This window comes from Streptomyces sp. CB02366, from assembly GCF_001905905.1.
Lineage (GTDB): Bacteria > Actinomycetota > Actinomycetes > Streptomycetales > Streptomycetaceae > Streptomyces.
On sequence record NZ_LIVT01000018.1, the window covers coordinates 38,605 to 54,733 of the forward strand.

Sequence of the window (16,129 nt, forward strand, 5' to 3'; positions counted from 1 at the left end):
CGCAATCCAGAAGATGGGACGCCCGCGACTTGGCGTCACGATGGTGGCCCACCGGCCGAAGGCCGATTCCCCGGAAGGACACGCCGTGTTGGGCGATGAGGACGGCAAGGCCGCCGAACTGTGGTCGATGGCGAACCTGGGTACCCCGATGGCCGTGCGCGTCGCCGCGACACTGCGCATCGCCGACCACATCACGGCCGGAGCGCGCACCGCCCGCGAACTCGCCGAGGCGGCCGCCGTGCACGAGGACTCCCTCGACCGGCTGCTGCGCTACCTCGCCGTCCGGGGCCTGCTGGACCGCGACGAGCTCGGCCGGTACACCCTGACCCCCCTGGGCCGGCCGCTGTGCGAGGACCACCCGGCGGGCGTCCGGGCCTGGTTCGACATGGAGGGGGCGGGACGCGGAGAGCTGTCGTTCGTCGACCTGCTGCACAGCGTACGGACCGGGAAGGCCGCCTTCCCGCTGCGCTACGGCCGTTCCTTCTGGGAAGATCTGGCGGACGACCCCCGGCGCGCGGAATCGTTCAACCGGCTGCTCGGCCAGGACGTCGCCACCCGCGCTCCGGCCGTCGTGGCCGGTTTCGACTGGGCGTCCACCGGCCATGTGATCGACCTCGGAGGCGGCGACGGCTCCCTGCTGACCGCGCTGCTGACCGCCTACCCGTCGCTGCGCGGCACGGTCCTGGACCTGCCCGACGCGGTGCAGCGCGCCAAGGAGTCCTTCGCGGCGTCCGGACTGGACGACCGGGCGAACGCGGTCACGGGCAGCTTCTTCGACCCTCTCCCCGCCGGCGCGGGCGCCTACGTGCTCTCCCTGGTCCTGCACGACTGGGACGACGAGGCGTCCGTCGCGATCCTGCGGCGCTGCGCCGAGGCGGCGGGCCGGACGGGATCGGTGTTCGTGATCGAGTCGACCGGTTCGGCGGGCGACGCCCCGCACACCGGCATGGACCTGCGCATGCTGTGCGTCTACGGAGCCAAGGAACGCGGCGTCGAGGCGTTCACGGAGCTGGCGGGCCGGGCCGGGCTCCGGGTCGTCGCCGTCCACCCCGCGGGTTCCTCCGCGATCATCCAGATGTCCGTGGTCTGACGCACGCCGCCCCGGCCGAACGCGGCGCGGGGTACGGCAGACAAGGAGAGAGCGTATGGCCGGCACGGTCATGTCGCCGGTCGAGGCGCTCGACGCGCTGGGCACGGTGCGGGGCCGCCAGGACCCCTACCCCCTCTACGAGGCGATCCGCGCGCACGGGCAGGCGGTCCCCACGAAACCCGGCCGCTTCGTGGTGGTCGGCCACGACGCGTGCGACCGGGCGCTGCGGGAGCCGGCCCTGCGCGTCCAGGACGGCAGGAGCTACGACGTCGTCTTCCCGTCGTGGCGGTCGCACTCCTCGGTCCGGGGGTTCACGAGCTCCATGCTCTACAGCAACCCGCCCGACCACGGCCGGTTGCGCCAGGTGGTGAGCTTCGCGTTCACCCCGCCCAAGGTGCGCCGGATGCACGGGGTGATCGAGGAGATGACCGACCGGCTCCTCGACCGGATGGCGCGGCTCGGCTCCGACGGCTCCCCGGTCGACCTCGTCGCCGAGTTCGCCGCCCGGCTGCCCGTCGCGGTGATCAGCGAGATGATCGGCTTCCCGGAGAAGGACCAGGTGTGGTTCCGCGACATGGCCTCCCGGGTCGCCGTGGCGACGGACGGCTTCACCGACCCCGGCGCGCTCGCGGGGGCCGACGCCGCCATGGACGAGATGAGCGCCTACTTCGACGACCTCCTGGACCACCGCCGCCGCGTCCCCGCCGACGACCTGGTCACCCTGCTCGCCGAGGCCCACGACGGCTCCCCCCGGCGCCTGGACCACGACGAGCTGATGGGCACCATGATGGTGCTGCTCACGGCCGGGTTCGAGACCACGAGCTTCCTGATCGGCCACGGGGTGATGCTCGCCCTCGAACACCGGGCGTACGCGGCCCGGCTGCGGGCCGAACCGGACTTCGCCGACGGCTACGTCGAGGAGATCCTCCGGTTCGAGCCGCCGGTCCACGTCACCAGCCGGTGGGCTGCCGAGGACCTCGATCTGCTGGGCCTGCCCGTCCCTGCGGGCTCCAAGCTGGTCCTCATCCTGGCCGCCGCGAACCGGGATCCCGACCGCCACCGCGATCCCGGCCGCTTCGACCCCGACCGCTACGCGCCCCGCCGGGACGGCTCCGAGGCCGCCAGGCCGCTGAGCTTCGGCGCGGGCGGCCACTTCTGCCTGGGCGCTCCGCTGGCCCGCCTGGAGGCGCGGATCGCGCTGCCGCGGCTGCTGCGCCGGTTCCCGGAACTGACCGTCTCCCAGCCGCCCGTCTACCGCGACCGCTGGGTCGTCCGCGGCCTCGACACCTTCCCCGTGACCCTGAGCCCCGAGTCCTGAACCCCGGCTCCCGAGCACCCCGCCGGCCGGAACACGGCGACCGTCCCGGCCGGTGGTGCGCCCCTCTCAGACGTACAGGGTGTTGGGCCCCTGCCCGCACAGCACCCGGCCGTACAGCTCCAGGTTGGTGCTCGGGTTCATGAGCGCGTGCAGCGTGATGCTCTGGGCGTCGCGCTGCACGCGCTGGATCGGGACGTCGTTGTAGATCGAGGAACCGCCGCTCGCCTGCGCGAGGATGTCCACCGACTCCTTGCCCAGGCGGCAGGCCCGCCCCAGCAGGCCGCGGCACAGCACCCGCTCCTCCAGCGTCCAGGCCTCGCCCGAGGCCCCCTTGGAGTCGACCAGGTCGGCCAGCCGGTGGGCGTGGAACCGCGCCTCGTCGGCCAGCAGGCTCGCCTCGCCCAACTGGAGGTGGGTGATCGGCGCCGCGCCCTGCTCCTCGTACTCGGTGTAGGTGATCTTCCGGCCCGGCAGCCGGCCGCGGAAGACGTCCTGGGCCGCCGCGGCCAGTCCGGTCATGGTGCCGACCGACGAGGCCGAGGCCACGGCCAGCATCGGCGCGCGGAACATCGGCGAGGCGGCGTTGAGTTCGGAGGCGTACTGCTGCTGGAGCACCGCGCCCAGCGGAAGGACCCGATCCTGGGGGACGAAGACGTCCGAGGCGATGGTGGTGACGCTTCCGGACCCCCGAAGACCCGAGGTGTACCAGTCGTCGACGATCTGCAGCTGGTCCGTCGGCACCAGAGCCATCACGGGCTGCATGGCGCCGTCGGGGGTGGGCGAGACGGCGATCAGGACCTGCCAGTGGCTGTGCCAGGCGCCGCTGATGAAGCCCCACTTGCCGTTCACCACGACGCCGCCGTCGACCGGGGCCGCCATCCCGCCGGGGCTGAGGGTGCCGGAGACCCGGACGTCCGGCCGGGAGAACACCTCGTCCTGCACGTGGTCCGGGAAGAGGCCCGCCATCCAGGTGGGGATCCACCACACCGACGCCGTCCACGCGGCCGATCCGTCGCCGCGAGCCAGTTCGGCGGCCACGTCCACCAGGGTGCGGGCGTCGGACTCGTAGCCGCCGTAGCGGGCCGGCACGCGCATGCGGAAGATCCCGGCCGCGGCCATCGCCTCGACCGACTCCTCGTGCAACCGCCGGTTCTCCTCGGTCCATGCCGCGTGGGACTGGAGCAGCGGCCTCAACTTCGAGGCACGTTCAACCAGTTCGGTGCGGGCGGGCGTAGGCGTCTGGTCCACTCGGTCCTCCAGGAATCATGAGGCGCCCTGTCCGCGCTGTGCGGAAGCAGGCGTCTGCGCGCATCGGTCAGGACGGCGTCGCCCTGCTCCCGCATGGTTCACCGAGTCGTACGGGCGTCGCATCTCCTTGATTGCCGGTCGCCTCCGCCGATGCCGACCGGGCCTGGGCGAGAGCGCATCCCACGAGAAGGCCGCGACCGGCCCGAGGATCGAGAATGTGCTTCTCGGCCGGAGCCACGGCCGGCGCCGGCGCCCGTCGCCGACAACGCCGGGCCGGTGCCCGGATCCGTCAGGGAGGCAGCCCATGAGCGACAGCGACCGCCCGTCCCGGGTGTCGACCGCAGTGGCACCCGCCACCGCGAGGCCGTCGGCCGACACGGTCCTCGCCACCGCGGCGGCCTCGCCCGCCGCGTACAGCGCGGCCACCGCGCAGGAAGCGGCGACCGCGCTGGTCCGCATGCTGATGGAACAGATGGTGCTCGGTCCGGGCGCCGTGGAGCCGGAGACCCGCGCGGACGATCCGGGGTCGGGGCCGCACGGCCCCGACGGCTGCCCGCCGCCGCGGACCGGACAGGACCTGCCGGGCGAACCGCCGTCGGCGAGGGCGCCGAGCTTCGACAACGGGAAGGGAAGGCGACGATGAGGCCGCTTGTGCGGGCAGTGCTGCGGGGATCCCTGCGGCAGGTGAGGTACGTGGACGTGGTCGCCCCCCGCCAGGCCCGCGGCCTGGTGGCCCGGGTGTACCGGGAGACGGAGGAGCAGTTCGGCGTGCTCGCGCCGCCCCTGGCCCTCCACTCGCCCGCCGCGGCGTCGCTGGCCGCGGCGTGGCTGATGCTGCGGGAGACCCTGCTGGTCGACGGGCGGGTGAGCCGGGCGGTGAAGGAGACGGTCGCCACCGAGGTCTCCCGCGCCAACGACTGCCCGTACTGTGTCCAGGTGCACCAGGCGGTTCTCGGAACCCTGCCCCCGGACGGGGTCGGCGCCGGGCTCCTGCGGTGGGTCCGGGAGGCGGGACGGCAGCCGGGGGACGGGGTGGCGGACGGCGGGGAGCCGTTTCCGCTCAGCGGTGAACAGGCGCCGGAACTGTGCGGCGTCGTGGTCACGTTCCACTACATCAACCGCATGGTGTCGTTCTTCCTGGCCGACTCCCCCATGCCGGCCCGGACGCCGACGCCGCTGCGCGGCCCCATCATGCGGACCACCGCCCTGGCCATGCGTCCGGTCGCACCGGGTCCGCTGGCGCCGGGCGACTCGCTCGACCTGCTGCCCCCGGCGCCCCTGCCGCCGGGGCTGGAGTGGGCCGAGGGCAGCCCCTTCGTGGCCCAGGCCCTGGGACGTGCCGTCACCGCCGTGGACCAGGGGGCGCACTGGGTGCCCGAGCCGGTCCGGGAGCGGCTGCGCACGCGTCTGGACGCGTGGGACGGATCGGCGCCGGGTCTCGGCCGGGGGTGGCTGGACGAGGCCGTAGCCGGCCTGCCGGCCCAGGACGTGCCCGCGGCACGGCTGGCGCTGCTGACGGCCTTCGCCCCCTACCAGGTGCTCCCGCAGGACGTCGAGGCGTTCAGGCGGCGATGGTCCACCGACCGCGAACTCGTCGAGCTCACGTCCTACGCCGCGTTGACCACCGCCGTGCGCGTAGGCAGCCGGCTCGCCGTGTCCGGTGCCGCCGGGCGGGGGTGAACGGCCTCGCAGCGGGTGGCGGTCTCAGGGGCGCAGGCGTACGCCGGTGAGGCGCTCGGACTCCTCCCACAGGCGGCGCCGGGCCTGGGGGTCGAGGGCCGTTCTGCCGGGGCGTACGAGCCCGGGCGCGCCCCGGGTCTCGGTCACGCCGAGGGGCCCGTAGAACTCGCCTCCGCGCGCGTCGGGATCGGTCGCGGCCCGCAGAGCGGGCAGCATTCCCGCCGCGGCCGGCTGGAGGAACAGGGGGGCGAGCGGGGAGCCGAACCTGCGCACGGGTGCGGGAAAGCCCCGGCCCAGGCCGGTCGCGGCCAGCCCGGGATGGGCGGCGAGCGAGGCCAGTTCCGCGCCCGACTCCGCCAGCCTGTGGTGGAGTTCGAGCGCGAACATGAGGTTGGCCAGCTTGGACTGGTTGTAGGCCCGGTACCGGCTGTAGCGGCGTTCGCCGTGCAGGTCGCGGAAGTCGATGCGCCCCAGCCGGTGCAGGTAGCTGCTGATCGTCACGACCCGCGCGCCGGATGCGGCCCGCAGGGAGTCCAGGAGCAGACCGGTGAGGGCGAAGTGCCCCAGGTGGTTCGTGGCGAACTGGAGTTCGTGTCCGTCCGGGGTGCGGGCCCGGTCGGTCCACATCACGCCCGCGTTGTTGACCAGCAGGTCGATGCGGGGGAAGCGGTCGCGCAGTTCCTCGGCGCCGGCACGCACCGACGCGAGACTGGAGAGGTCGAGCCGGCGGACCGTCAGCTCGACCGACGGCGCCTGGGCCCGGATGCGGGCCGCCGCGGCGATCCCGCGGTCGGGATCGCGTACGGCCAGCACCACGTGGGCGCCGTGCCGGGCGAGTTCCTGGGCCAGGTGCAGTCCGATGCCGGAGCTCGCACCGGTGACCACCGCGGTGGTGCCGGTGCGGTCCGGGACATCGGCGGTGCTCCACCGTCGCCGCGTGCTCATCCGTCGTCCCTCTCCGGGGAGGCGTCAGCCGGCCTGGGCCATCGCGGCGCGGTAGCCGTCGGCGACGATCTGCCGGGCGGAGTGCTCGTAGTACTCGCCGTCCTTCGGCAGCTCGGTGGCGAGGCAGCTCACGTAGCGGTTGAACATGCAGAAGGCGGCGGCGATCAGGACGGTGTCGTGCAGAGCGGTGTCGTCCGCCCCTTCGGCCCGCGCCGAGGCGATCGCCTCGGCGGAGACCGGGCGCGCCGCGTCCTGGACCTCGGCGGCGACGGCCAGCAGCGCGCGCATCCGCCCGTCGACGGGCGCGGTCGCGGGATCGGCCAGGACGGCCTCGACCAGCTTCCGGCCCCCGCTCAGCTGCGCGGCGGCGAAGGCCCCGTGGGAGGCGGAGCAGAACTCGGTGGCGTTGAGGTGCGAGACGTACGCCGCGATGAGCTCGCGCTCCCCCGGTTCGAGCGAGGACGGCGCCCGCAGCAGGGCGTTCGCGAGATCGCCCAGCGGAGCGGCGGTGTCGGGGCGGTGAGCCATCAGGCCGCTGATACCGGGGAGGTCGTTGTCGAGTGCGATATGGGGCACGGATCTTCCTTCCGGGAGGGCGAGGGGCGGACGGCGGGGGATCAGGGCCATTCGACCTCGTCGTCGGCGCGGATGCTGGCGAAGGGCCATTCCACGTCTTCTCCCGCCGTTGCGGCGTGGGCGGAGGTCGTGGCGAGGAGGGTGACGAGTCCGAACGTGCCGATGAGGAGGGACAGTCGGGCAACGTGAAGTGCGGTACCCATGCGAGCTCCTAGCGAGGGCGGCGTGACCGCGGGACGGTGAGACCTCGTGATGCCAGGAAGCTAGTGAATCGGACTCGCAGTGGCAACGATATGCCAGACTTTGGCAACTTGCCTGGGTATCAGTCGGACTGTCGGCCGCTCGTGAAGACGGAGCGGCGGGATCCCGCGACCGCGTCGCTGAGCAGCAGCGTCTGCTCCCCCAGGGTCGGGGCGGCCAGCATGTCGCGCACCGGAAGCGTGACGCCCAGCTCACGGTCGATCCTGCGGACCAGCCGGGTGATCAGCAGGGAGTCCCCGCCGTGCGCGAAGAAGTCGGCGCCCTCCGAGGGGTTCGGGAAGCCGAGCAGATCACCCCAGCCCCGCGCCAGCACCCGGCGGATGTCGCGCGTGGTGACGGTCGGCCGACGGGAGCCGCGGCGGGCCGAGCGCAGCCGCGAGGCGTGCACCAGCGCCACCTGGTCGCCGAGGTTGCGCCGCGACAGTTCGCGCAGCGACACCGCGACGCCGAACCTCTCGGTGATCCTGCGGACCAGCCGGGTGATCAGCAGCGTGTCCCCGCCGCGTGCGAAGAAGTCCGAATGCTCGGTGAGATCGGAGCGGCCGAGGAGCTCGCTCCACACGCCGATCATGAACTCCCGTACGTCGCCGAGCCGGTACTCGTCGCCTTCGCGGCCCTTCGACGCGCCGGACCCCGCGGAACGGTTCCGGCCGGAGACGGCAGAGCGGTCACTGGCCATTGTCGCCACCTCCATGGACATGTGTCGGCTGCATCGACTCCCTGTCACGGTACGGGAGCACATGCTCTGTGGCAATATTTTTCCAAGCTGCGGGCAAGTCTACTTGCCATTCAGGCCCAGGAGTTGGGCGAGATGTGTAGGTCTTCGAGGTCGACAGGTTTGCCAAGCCGCGCGCGACCGGCATAGTCTCTGGCACAACTGGAAGGAACAGCGTGGCAGGCCACGGGGACCGGGCCGAGCCAGAAACCTTCGTCCTCCATCCATTCGTTGGGGCGTGCACGTGTTGGAGCAGCCATCTTTCGGCCGTCGTCTGAGGCAGCTGAGGACCGAGCGGGGCCTGTCCCAGGCCGCGCTCGCGGGGGACGGCATGTCCACGGGCTATCTCTCGCGCCTGGAGTCGGGTGCACGGCAGCCCACGGACCGCGCCGTCGCCCACCTGGCCGGACAACTCGGCATCAGTCCCTCGGAGTTCGAGGGATCCCGGGCCACATCGCTCGCCCAGATCCTCTCCCTGGCCACCTCCCTGGAGTCCGACGAGACCAGTGAGCTGCTCGCCGAGGCGGTGCGTTCCGCATACGGTCAGGACCCGATGCTCCGCTGGCAGGCCCTGTGGCTGCTGGGGCAGTGGAAGCGCCGGCACGGCGACTCGGCCGGCGAGCGCGGCTACCTCGAGCGGCTGGTGACGCTGAGTGAGGAGATCGGTCTGGCCGAGTTGCGCGCGCGGGCCCTGACCCAGTTCGCCCGGTCCCTGCGCGTGCTGGGCGAGATCGTCCCGGCGGTGGAGGCGGCCGGCACCGCCCACCGGCTCGCGGTCGACCACGCGCTGTCCGGTCAGGACAGGGCCGCGGCCCTGCTGGTCCTGGTGTCGGTGGAGGCCGAGGCGGGACGGATGCCCGACGCCCGGCGCCACGCCGACGAGCTGATCGCTCTGGTGAGGGGGCGGTCCGACACCCTGTGGGCCGAGGCGTTGTGGACGGCGGGCGCGCTGAAGGTGCGGCAGGGCGAGTTCGCCGCGGCGCAGGTCCTCTTCCAGGAGGCGCTGGACGGATTCGACAGCCGGGAGAACCTGACGATCTGGCTGCGGCTGCGCATCGCGATGGCCGAACTCCACCTCCAGAAGCTTCCCCCCGAACCCGACGCCGCGCAGCGCTGCATCGAGGCGGCGGAGGCGGCTCTCCCCTTCGCCCGCACACCCGCCCTGGAACAGTCCCTCGCCGCGCTGCGGGCGCGCCTCGCCTTCCACGAGGGCAGGTTCGCCGATGCCCGCGCGCTGCTGGAGAGGCTCGGTCGGACCGAGCTCCGGCTGCCCTATCAGAGCCGGATCCGCCTGGAGGTCCTCAGCCATCAGCTGCGCATCCTGAGCGGGGAGGAGGACGAGGGCCTGGCCGGCCTCCAGCTCCTGGCCGAGCAGGCGCAGGAGAACTCCAACATCAACCTCGCCGCGGAGATCTGGCGGCTCGCGGCGGAATGTCTCATGCGGGCACGCGGGAAGGTCGGGGGAGGCGCCGGCGGCTGAGGCCGCTTCGGACCGCGAGGTCCGTCGCCCCGCCGTGCCCGCCGCCGTCGGCGCGAGGCGCCGCCGCGTGCGGTCCCCCCGTACCGCCGCGGCCGTTCGCCCCCGGTTCTGCGTCTGCTGACGCATGTGTACCTCCTGCATCGGTCACTTTGTTGCCGAAATTATCGAACGCGCTGGCAATTACTTGCCTTTGGTGAAGGGGCGTGCTGATATGCAAGCCGAGTAGCCCTCCTCCGACCTCGGGCGGCCATGATGGGGAACATCGAGTTGATCGGCGAAAATGCTTGCCAGTGCTGGTGTGTTGTTGCAGCAATGAACGTTGAGAACTTTGGCAAGTTATTGCCAAAAACTGGTACATGCCTGTCCGTGCCGGACACCCACCGACGCCCGGGGGGCGATGCTCCGGCGCGGATCCGGTCCCACGTCGCACGGCCGACGGGCCGCGCCGTGCGGAACGAGGCGCCGGTGTGCGTCCGCTGACCGGTACAGCGGCTCCGGCCGTAGCAGGTTTCCACCGAGAAGAAGGCCGAGGCCCCGCCGTGAACCACGAGATGTCCCAGCGTGCCCTGTTGGAGGCGGCGGCCGAGGGACTGCGGCGGCTGGCCGGCGACGCGCGGTGCAGGACCGCTTTCGCCGCCCCCTCCTCGGCACTGCGGGACATGCTCTCCCCCGCCGCCCGCCGCTACGTGCTCGCCTCGGACCGCGCGGGCTTCCTCGAACAGGCCGCCCGGCTGCGCTCCCGGGGCTACCGCGTGAGCGCGGAGTTCGCCGGCCCCGATCAGGGGGCCACCGACGCCGTCCGTGCGGAGCACGTGGTCGAGGAGCATCTGCGGCTGCTCGACCACGAACCGGCCCCGGACCGGATCGGTCTGGACCTGTCCCGGATCGGCCTCGCCCACTCGGCGGAGGCCGCCCTGCGCAACGTCGGCCGGCTGGCGGCCGCCGCGGCGCTCCGCGGCAGCGAGGTCGTGCTGCTCGTGGAGGGTTCCGAGGACATCGACACCGTCCTGGCCGTCCACGACGCACTGGCGACCCGCTACGACAACCTCGGAATCACCCTTCAGGCGCACCTGCACCGCACCGGGGACGACGCCATGGCCGTAGCGGGGCCGGGCCGCACCATCCGGCTGGTCATGGGCTCCTCGCCCGAACCACCGGATGTGGCCCTGGCCCGGGGCCCGGCCCTCGACGACCGGTACCTCGATCTCGCGGAGCTCCTCCTGGACCGGGGCGTCGAGCTGAGCCTGGCCACGCAGGACGCCGAGGTCCTGGCCGCGGCGCAGGAGCGCGGGCTGCTGGAACACGTCCAGGACATCGAGATGCTCTACGGTGTCCGGCCCGAACTGCTGCGCCGCCACCGGGTGGCGGGCCGCACCTGCCGCATCCACGCGACCTACGGGGTGAACTGGTGGCTTCCCCTGCTGCGGAGACTGGCCGACAACCCCCCGATGGTGCTCAACGCCCTAGCCGACATCGGCCGGGACCGGGAACCCGCCGAAGCCGCCGCCCACCAGGCGTACTGACCGGCCGTGGGGAGACGGGCGGGAGCCCCCGGCGCCCGGCCCCGGGGCGCCGGTCAGCTCCCGGTCGCCGCGAACTGTCCGGGCTTGCGCCCCTCGCCCGCCGGCCCCCGGTAGGCCTGGGCGATGTCCAGCCACCGCTCCGCCTCCTGGCCCGACGCGGTCAGGGCCAGGTCGTCGCGGTGGCGGCGGCGGGTGACCAGCAGGCAGAAGTCGTGCGCGGGACCGCTGATCGTGTCGGTGGCGTCCTCGGGGCCGACCGTCCAGACCTCGCCCGAGGGGGCGGTCAGCTCGAAGCGGAACGGCTCGGCCGGCGGGGTCAGACCGTGCGACTCGTAGCCGAAGTCGCGTGTCAGCCAGGCGAAGTCCACGATGTTGCGGAGCCGCTCCGTGGGCGTGCGCCGGACCCCCAGGGCATCGGCGATGTCCTGGCCGTGGGCGAACACCTCCATGATCCCGGCGCAGCCCAGGACGACCGGCGGCAGCGGGTTGACCAGCCACGGGACGATCTGGCCGGCCGGCACCGCGGCGAGTGCCTCGACCGAGGCCCGGCCCATGGCCCGGAAGCGGGTGAGCAGCTCCTGCGGCGGGAAGTCCTTGAACTGCTTCAGGGCCGCGTTCACCGCTCCGTCGAAGTTCCCGGCCGCGGCGGCGGTGACGGCCTTGAACTCCGCCGGCGCGGCCGCCGCGGTCCTGGCCAGGTTGAAGACGAAGGTGAGATGCGCGATCTGGTCGGTGACGGTCCAGCCGGGAGCCGGCGTCGGGGTGGACCAGGCGTCCTCGTCGATCTTCTCGACCAGCTGCGCCAGCTCCTCGATGTCGGTGGCCAGGTGGTTGAGGACGTCGTCGAGCGTGTTCATCTCGTACTCCTTCACAGGGTGTGTTCCAGGACGGGGACGGGGTTGCCCACCGGGTGGGCCGGGTGGCCGTCGGGACGGGGTCGCCGCGGGGCGCCGGCGGTCGACGACAAGGCGGCGCAGGAGCGGGCCGGGCGCAGCGAGCTCCACGTGGTCCGAATGGGAGGCTCTGGGGCGTGTTTCGAAAGGAGCGCCGTCCGCCCGGACGCCGCCGAGCAGGCGGGACTTTCGAAACCCGCCCTAGGCGGCGCGGCCCACGGAGGAGCCGGCCCGGTCGGAATAGGGTGCGAGCGCCTCGGCCAGGGCCTCGGGTATCAGGGTCGGCACGGTCGCCGTGTTGGGGCCGCGCATGCAGGCGATGCGCTGCCGCCCCCGCGCCACCAGGGTCTCGCCGCCGTCGCCGCCCAGCTTGATGTAGTCGAAGGTGAACTCCAGCTGGGTCTGCCGCAGCTCCGAGAGCCTCATGCGGATCGACAGCTCGTCGAAGGCGGTGATCTCGGCGAAGAACTCGCAGTCCACCTTGAGCGTGAAGAGCTTGAGGTCCTCCTGGACCTCGGCGAGCACCGAAGGGGCCCTCTCCTTGAGGAAGAGCTCGCGGCAACGTCCCTGCCAACGAAGGTAGTTGACGTAGTAGACGTTGCCGACGAGGTTCGTCTCCTCGAAGCCGACGGTGTGACGGAGCTCGAAGTAGTCGGGGATCGTCGCGGTCATCGGTCTGTGCCCTTCGTCGTCGGGGCCGGTCATCGCACCGAGTTGCGTGATGCAACCCACTGGCCGCGAGAACCTGCGGGGTCGGTGGCCCGCGCTCCGGGCGGAGAGCGCGGGCGGGGGCGCCGGTCGGCGCGCGGGATCAGCCGCGTGCCGACGGCAACAGCGGGAGGACCTTGTTACGGCCGCTCGCGGAACCGTCGGGGGCCGGTGCGCCGTAGGTGACGGAGACGCCCCGGCTCTGCGCGGCGCGCACGATCCCCGGCATCGCGCGTTCGGCGAGCGCCGCGATGGTCATCGCGGGGTTGACCGTCAGCGCGCCGGGCACCGACGAGCCGTCGGTGACGAAGATGCCCGGGTGGTCGCGGAGTTCGTTGCTGTCGTCCAGGGCGGAGGTGTGCGGGTCGTCGCCCATCCGGCAGGAGGCGAGCGGATGGACGGTGTACGCGCCGACCAGGTCGTTGGTCCACGGCATGACCTTGGCCAGGCCGTCCTTCTCCAGGATCTCCTTGACCTCGGCGTCGGACGCGGCCCAGGCGCCCAGGGTGTTCTTCGTCGGTTCGTAGCGCAGGTTGCCCCGGCCCAGCATCTGCTGGGAGATGCGGTGGGCGTTGCCCGTGGCGGGAGGCGGTCCGAAGACGCCCTCGTTGTCGTCCTCGATCATCGTGAAGATCGTGAGCCAGGAGGTCCACTGCTTCAGGATCTCCTTCTTCTCCTTGCCGAACCAGGAGGGGCCGGTGGCGCCGGGCACCTGGGCGAGGATCGTGCCGAGGCCCGGCGGGAAGTAGAGCTGCTCCAGCGAGTAGCGGGAGTACTCGGGCAGCGAACCGTCCAGCCTGTCCCAGCTGGCCACGGTGGGGCCCTTGCCGATCTGGTTGGCCGCGTAGGCCAGCCCGTCGCCCCGGTCCAGACCGAACAGCTCGGCCGCCTTCGCCTCGTCGATGATGGCGGTGTTGAGCCGCTCGCCGTTGCCGGAGAAGTAGCGGCCGACCGCTCGGGGCATCGTGCCCAGGTGGGCCTCGCTGCGCTGGAGGATCACCGGGGTCGCGCCCGCGCCGGCCGCCATGACCACGATCTTCGCCTCGATGACGCCGCTGCCCGCCTGCAGGCGGTAGTCGTCGTCGTGCACGACGTTGTAGTGCACCCGGTAGGAGCCCTCGGGGGTGCGCGTGAGGTACTGCACCTCGTGCAGCGGCCGGATGCGCGCCCCATGGGCGATGGCGGCGGGCAGGTAGTTGACCAGAAGGGACTGCTTGGCCTCGAAACGGCAGCCGGCCATCATCCAGTTGCAGTTCACGCACTTGGTGTTGTCGATGGCGACGGCGAGGGGGTTGGCGGTGCGACCGGCGTGGTTGCACGCCGCGGCCCAGAGCCCGCCGGCGTAACTCACGTCGTTCCAGTCCTGCCGGGTGACGGAGAGGGATTCCTCGACCCGGTCGTACCAGGGGTCCAGGGTGTCGCGGCTCACTGCCTGCGGCCACATCCGGCGTCCTATGGACCCCTGCCGGTCGAAGACGAAGCGCGGGGCGCGGGGCATCGCGGCGAAGTAGACGACGCTGCCGCCGCCCACGCAGTTCCCGCCGAGGATGCTCATGCCGTCCCCGACCGTGAAGTCGAACGCCCTGGTGTAGGAGGAGCCGAGCTTGTAGTCGTGCTCGAACTCCTTGCTCTCCAGCCACGGACCGCGTTCCAGGACGGTGACGTCCGCGCCCCCCGCCGCCAGGTGGTACGCGGCGATCGCGCCGCCGAATCCGCTGCCGATGACGAGGACGTCCGTGCGCTCGGCCGTGGTGCTCATGCGGGGCTCCCGGTGGACGTGGTGTCGGGGTGGAGGCGGGCGAACTCGCGCCCGTAGCTGTAATCCTGGAATCGCCACAGGCCGTCGGCGTCCGGCGTGCTCAGGCCCATGGCCTCCAGTCCCGGATGCCCGTCGGCCATCGCCTGCGCCGTGTTGAGGTGCGCGGCCGAGTCGAAGGCCATGTTGCAGAAGAGGGAGAGCAGTACCCAGAACTCCTTCTCGGGGTGGCCCGGCGTCGTCAGCCGCTGGATCAGGGCGGCCCGGTCCGGGTACTCCAGCGCCACGAAGGGCGGCACCGTCGGATCCGGGGCCAGACCCCGCTCCGCCGCGTAGGCCAGGGCATGCTCGTTGACCAGGCGCACCAGGTCGTCCAGACCCTCGTGTATGCCGGTCGCATCCCATTGCAGGAGTTCCAGGGCCCCCGCCTGGACGGCGCCGCCGCCGGTGGCCACTCCCGCGATGGCCCGGTCGTCCGCGGAGCGTTTCTGACCCGGCACGATCGTGTCGGCGTAGGCCTCCAGGGTCATGGTCCGGATGTCGCCGGCCGGCGCCCCTCGCTCATTGTCGTCGCGCAACTCGCTCTCCATTCTCGCAGTCCGGAGTGGGATGCCTTGCGGCGAGGAGAAAACTAGGTTCGTTCGACCGGTTCAAGCAACTAGCCAAAGTGGAGGCGACCTTGAAACCGACTCCACGGAGTTGGCGCGAAGCGGCGGATGGATTACGCGCGCGGGCGAGCGGCTCACTAGTCTGGCCGCACGGATGTCTTCATCACCTGCACGTGGAAACGCTTCTGCACGGGCACCGCATGTGGAAGTGAGCCCTGGTCTCATGTCTTGGGGGAAACGTGAAAAGTGACTCTGCCCAACGCGTCGTGGAGCGTTCACGGCGTGTCGTACGGATCGATGAACTCATTCCCGCCGATTCCCCACGCCTGAACGGAATCGATCGTTCCCATGTACAGCGCCTCGCGACCGTCTACGCGTCCCTGCCGCCGGTCCTGGTCCACCGGCCGACCATGCGGGTCGTCGACGGCATGCACCGCATCGGCGCGGCCCGCCTGAAGGGGCTGGACACCGTCGAGGTCACCTTCTTCGAGGGGGCCGAGGAGCAGGTGTTCCTGCGGTCCGTCGCGGCGAACATCACCAACGGACTGCCGCTGTCGGTCGCCGACCGCAAGACCGCCGCGGCCCGCATCCTGGCCTCGCACCCGACCCTGTCCGACCGCGCGGTCGCCGCGCACGTGGGACTCGACGCCAAGACCGTGGCGGGTGTGCGGACGTGTTCAGCCGCGGGTTCTCCGCTGCTGAACGTGCGAACCGGGGCGGACGGCCGCATCCACCCGCTGGACCGCACCGCCGAACGCCTGCACGCCGCGGCGCTGCTGACCCAGGACCCGGCGCTCCCGCTGCGCTCCGTCGTCGAGCAGACCGGGCTGTCGCTGGGCACGGCGCACGACGTCCGCCGCCGGTTGCTGCGGGGCGAGGACCCGGTCCCGCAGAACCGGCAGAGCGCGATGCTGGAGACGGGGCCCGCCCGCCAGAAGCAGGCGGCGGCCAAGCCGCCCGTCGGCGCGGTCGTCCGGACGAGCCCGAAGGCGCCGCCCGCCGTCGCCGGGAGACCGCCGGTGTCCCCGCGGTCCCGGGCGCCGCTGGAGGCGCTGCGCAGGCTCTCCAACGACCCTTCCATGCGCCACTCCGACCAGGGGCGCGAACTCATGCGCTGGCTGCACAACCGGTTCGTCGTCGACGAGGCCTGGCGCCGGCGCGCGGACGCGGTCCCCGCCCACTGCGTCGACTCGATGGCGGACCTGGCGCAGCACTGCTCGGACGCCTGGCGCCGGTTCGCCGAGGAGATGGTCCGGCGCCGGCACAGCGCCGCGGCCGACAGCCCGGAACTCCGTACCACTCAGCCACCTCGCCGTTGACGGCCTACT

16 protein-coding genes are annotated in these 16,129 nt (G+C 72.2%); 7 read left to right on the forward strand and 9 right to left on the reverse strand.

Going from position 1 to position 16,129, the window contains the following annotated elements; all coding sequences use genetic code 11:
• The first annotated feature begins 85 nt into the window (after positions 1 to 85).
• Together AMK24_RS29550 and AMK24_RS29555 are read left to right on the forward strand one after the other, a co-directional pair.
• A complete protein-coding gene (locus tag AMK24_RS29550) occupies positions 86 to 1,090 on the forward strand; it encodes a methyltransferase (protein ID WP_338012712.1) in 1,005 nt (334 codons plus the stop codon).
• A 55-nt stretch (positions 1,091 to 1,145) separates the two neighbouring features.
• Positions 1,146 to 2,408 (forward strand): cytochrome P450, encoded by a 1,263-nt coding sequence (locus AMK24_RS29555; protein WP_079190685.1) that lies wholly within the window; start codon positions 1,146 to 1,148, stop codon positions 2,406 to 2,408.
• 66 nt (positions 2,409 to 2,474) lie between these two features.
• On the opposite strand, the gene AMK24_RS29560 is transcribed toward AMK24_RS29555, so the two are convergent.
• The gene (locus AMK24_RS29560) at positions 2,475 to 3,656 is read right to left on the reverse strand and encodes an acyl-CoA dehydrogenase family protein (protein ID WP_073771972.1); all 1,182 of its coding nucleotides are present in this window, start codon (positions 3,654 to 3,656) and stop codon (positions 2,475 to 2,477) included.
• Positions 3,657 to 3,960: 304 nt separating this feature from the next.
• Here AMK24_RS29560 and AMK24_RS29565 point away from each other — a divergent pair, with 304 nt between their 5' ends.
• Together AMK24_RS29565 and AMK24_RS29570 are read left to right on the forward strand one after the other, a co-directional pair.
• Positions 3,961 to 4,299 carry a hypothetical protein gene (locus AMK24_RS29565; RefSeq protein WP_073771973.1) on the forward strand — a complete coding sequence of 113 codons (339 nt, stop codon included), beginning with the start codon at positions 3,961 to 3,963 and terminating at the stop codon, positions 4,297 to 4,299.
• Positions 4,296 to 5,336 carry a carboxymuconolactone decarboxylase family protein gene (locus AMK24_RS29570; protein WP_073771974.1) on the forward strand — a complete coding sequence of 347 codons (1,041 nt, stop codon included), beginning with the start codon at positions 4,296 to 4,298 and terminating at the stop codon, positions 5,334 to 5,336. Before AMK24_RS29565 ends, AMK24_RS29570 begins: the two co-directional genes overlap by 4 nt.
• 24 nt (positions 5,337 to 5,360) lie before the next feature.
• Here the strand turns inward: AMK24_RS29570 and AMK24_RS29575 are convergent, their stop codons facing one another.
• From AMK24_RS29575 to AMK24_RS33475, 4 genes are all read right to left on the reverse strand, one after another.
• Positions 5,361 to 6,281 carry an oxidoreductase gene (locus tag AMK24_RS29575; RefSeq protein WP_073771975.1) on the reverse strand — a complete coding sequence of 307 codons (921 nt, stop codon included), beginning with the start codon at positions 6,279 to 6,281 and terminating at the stop codon, positions 5,361 to 5,363.
• Between the two features lie 24 nt (positions 6,282 to 6,305).
• Complete coding sequence (locus AMK24_RS29580) at positions 6,306 to 6,857, reverse strand: carboxymuconolactone decarboxylase family protein (RefSeq protein WP_073771976.1); 552 nt, start codon at positions 6,855 to 6,857, stop codon at positions 6,306 to 6,308.
• 41 nt (positions 6,858 to 6,898) lie between these two features.
• Positions 6,899 to 7,060, reverse strand: a complete 162-nt coding sequence (locus tag AMK24_RS34025; RefSeq protein ID WP_158072180.1) for a hypothetical protein — start codon at positions 7,058 to 7,060, stop codon at positions 6,899 to 6,901.
• Between the two features lie 119 nt (positions 7,061 to 7,179).
• Positions 7,180 to 7,797 carry an acyl carrier protein gene (locus tag AMK24_RS33475; protein WP_073771977.1) on the reverse strand — a complete coding sequence of 206 codons (618 nt, stop codon included), beginning with the start codon at positions 7,795 to 7,797 and terminating at the stop codon, positions 7,180 to 7,182.
• A gap of 274 nt (positions 7,798 to 8,071) precedes the next feature.
• Here AMK24_RS33475 and AMK24_RS29590 point away from each other — a divergent pair, with 274 nt between their 5' ends.
• Together AMK24_RS29590 and AMK24_RS29595 are read left to right on the forward strand one after the other, a co-directional pair.
• A complete protein-coding gene (locus AMK24_RS29590; protein WP_242435300.1) occupies positions 8,072 to 9,313 on the forward strand; it encodes a helix-turn-helix domain-containing protein in 1,242 nt (413 codons plus the stop codon).
• Between the two features lie 539 nt (positions 9,314 to 9,852).
• Positions 9,853 to 10,836, forward strand: a complete 984-nt coding sequence (locus tag AMK24_RS29595) for a hypothetical protein (RefSeq protein ID WP_073771978.1) — start codon at positions 9,853 to 9,855, stop codon at positions 10,834 to 10,836.
• Positions 10,837 to 10,889: 53 nt separating this feature from the next.
• On the opposite strand, the gene AMK24_RS29600 is transcribed toward AMK24_RS29595, so the two are convergent.
• From AMK24_RS29600 to AMK24_RS29615, 4 genes are all read right to left on the reverse strand, one after another.
• Positions 10,890 to 11,693: a TIGR03084 family metal-binding protein gene (locus AMK24_RS29600; protein ID WP_073771998.1), complete on the reverse strand. Its 804-nt coding sequence runs from the start codon at positions 11,691 to 11,693 to the stop codon at positions 10,890 to 10,892.
• 237 nt (positions 11,694 to 11,930) lie between these two features.
• Positions 11,931 to 12,401: an acyl-CoA thioesterase gene (locus tag AMK24_RS29605; RefSeq protein ID WP_073771979.1), complete on the reverse strand. Its 471-nt coding sequence runs from the start codon at positions 12,399 to 12,401 to the stop codon at positions 11,931 to 11,933.
• Positions 12,402 to 12,540: 139 nt separating this feature from the next.
• Complete coding sequence (locus AMK24_RS29610; protein WP_073771980.1) at positions 12,541 to 14,196, reverse strand: FAD-dependent oxidoreductase; 1,656 nt, start codon at positions 14,194 to 14,196, stop codon at positions 12,541 to 12,543.
• Positions 14,193 to 14,723: a DUF5987 family protein gene (locus tag AMK24_RS29615; RefSeq protein WP_199876533.1), complete on the reverse strand. Its 531-nt coding sequence runs from the start codon at positions 14,721 to 14,723 to the stop codon at positions 14,193 to 14,195. The genes AMK24_RS29610 and AMK24_RS29615 overlap by 4 nt, the downstream gene beginning before the upstream one ends.
• A gap of 317 nt (positions 14,724 to 15,040) precedes the next feature.
• Here AMK24_RS29615 and AMK24_RS29620 point away from each other — a divergent pair, with 317 nt between their 5' ends.
• A complete protein-coding gene (locus tag AMK24_RS29620) occupies positions 15,041 to 16,120 on the forward strand; it encodes a transcriptional regulator (RefSeq protein WP_242435302.1) in 1,080 nt (359 codons plus the stop codon).
• The last annotated feature ends 9 nt before the right edge of the window (positions 16,121 to 16,129 follow it).

What these genes read in the sequence shown, in the direction of transcription:
- AMK24_RS29555 (WP_079190685.1), top strand. Translation starts at nt 1,146, where the DNA reads ATGGCCGGCACGGTCATGTCGCCGGTCGAGGCGCTCGACGCGCTGGGC.
- AMK24_RS29565 (WP_073771973.1), top strand. Translation starts at nt 3,961, where the DNA reads ATGAGCGACAGCGACCGCCCGTCCCGGGTGTCGACCGCAGTGGCACCC.
- AMK24_RS29570 (WP_073771974.1), top strand. Translation starts at nt 4,296, where the DNA reads ATGAGGCCGCTTGTGCGGGCAGTGCTGCGGGGATCCCTGCGGCAGGTG.
- AMK24_RS29575 (WP_073771975.1), bottom strand. Translation starts at nt 6,281, where the DNA reads ATGAGCACGCGGCGACGGTGGAGCACCGCCGATGTCCCGGACCGCACC.
- AMK24_RS34025 (WP_158072180.1), bottom strand. Translation starts at nt 7,060, where the DNA reads ATGGGTACCGCACTTCACGTTGCCCGACTGTCCCTCCTCATCGGCACG.
- AMK24_RS33475 (WP_073771977.1), bottom strand. Translation starts at nt 7,797, where the DNA reads ATGGCCAGTGACCGCTCTGCCGTCTCCGGCCGGAACCGTTCCGCGGGG.
- AMK24_RS29600 (WP_073771998.1), bottom strand. Translation starts at nt 11,693, where the DNA reads ATGAACACGCTCGACGACGTCCTCAACCACCTGGCCACCGACATCGAG.
- AMK24_RS29605 (WP_073771979.1), bottom strand. Translation starts at nt 12,401, where the DNA reads ATGACCGCGACGATCCCCGACTACTTCGAGCTCCGTCACACCGTCGGC.
- AMK24_RS29610 (WP_073771980.1), bottom strand. Translation starts at nt 14,196, where the DNA reads ATGAGCACCACGGCCGAGCGCACGGACGTCCTCGTCATCGGCAGCGGA.
- AMK24_RS29615 (WP_199876533.1), bottom strand. Translation starts at nt 14,723, where the DNA reads ATGACCCTGGAGGCCTACGCCGACACGATCGTGCCGGGTCAGAAACGC.